This is a genomic window from Vibrio sp. 10N.222.48.A3 (genome assembly GCF_041475345.1).
Lineage (GTDB): Bacteria > Pseudomonadota > Gammaproteobacteria > Enterobacterales > Vibrionaceae > Vibrio > Vibrio tasmaniensis_A.
In genome coordinates this window covers 1-1045 of record NZ_JBFRVX010001222.1, presented here as the reverse complement: position 1 = coordinate 1045, position 1045 = coordinate 1, and the positions used below count along the sequence as shown (strand labels likewise).

General features: G+C 44.9%; 1 protein-coding gene and 1 pseudogene. One reads left to right on the top strand and one right to left on the bottom strand.

The genetic code is table 11. From position 1 onward, the window contains the following. Nucleotides 1–774 (top strand): succinylglutamate desuccinylase/aspartoacylase family protein (locus tag AB4653_RS25190; protein WP_372105592.1); only part of this gene is annotated, 774 nt, incomplete at its 5' end. Between the two features lie 174 nt (nt 775–948). On the opposite strand, the pseudogene AB4653_RS25185 reads toward AB4653_RS25190, so the two are convergent. After that, nucleotides 949–1045: pseudogene (locus AB4653_RS25185) on the bottom strand (DUF3622 domain-containing protein); the annotation flags it as partial.

Genomic DNA, 1045 nt, shown 5'->3' with positions numbered 1-1045 from the left:
CAGGTTAACGTGTTTGGCTTTATCCATAAATCTCGTTACCTACCAGACCGTCGTGACCTAAACCGTTGCTTCCCTGGCAGTGAGAAAGGATCGCTAACATCACGCATCGCTTACACTTTCTTTGAGAATGTGGCGAAGCACTGTGATTTTATTTTGGATCTACACACAGGTGCGATTCACCGTACTAACTTGCCCCAGATCCGTGCAAACCTGTCGAACCCAGAAACATTGCGCATTGCAAAAGCGTTCGCAACACCAGTGATCATTGATTCTCCACTGCGTGATGGGTCACTTCGTAGCGAAGCGGAAAAATTGGGTATCCCTGTATTAACTTACGAAGGTGGTGAAGCGTTGCGTTTTGATCACCTAGCGATTCGTGCGGGTTACCTTGGCGTGCATCAAGTGATGAAAGAAATCGGCATGCTGCGCCCAAACCGTAAAAAGTTGCCAGAGCCAGTGTTGAGCAAATCCACCAGCTGGATCCGCGCTGAGTCAGACGGTATTTTGCGTAACATGGTGAGACTTGGCGAACAAGTTGAAGCAGGACAAACTCTCGCTTACATAAGCTCTCCGTTAGGTCACCAAGAAGGCCAAGTGATCACAACCAAAGGCGGTATCGTGATTGGCCAACAAACTCTACCGTTGGTAAACGAAGGTGACGCAGTATTCCACATTGCTTACTTCAAACAAGATGACGATGAAGTGGGACAATCCGTTGAGAGCTATATTGAAGAAGTAGCGGAAGATGATTGGCTAACGGCGCTTAACAACTAATCAATGAATGACATGTAGTCACTAGCAAGAAGTGGCTACATTTTCGAAAATAAACTCCACAAACTAAAAAGCCCCAATACACTTTTGACTAGAAAGAAAAAAGTTATATTGGGGCTTTTTTTACTTGTCCCTTATCTTAAAATTAAGGAACCTGTAAATTAATTAAGCGCTAAATTACTCAGCGTCTTCTTGCTCTTCTTCACGAGCTTTTGCGCGTGCTTCACGTGCTTGCTCAGCTTTAAGTTCTTTAGTATGACGTAGTTCGTCACGC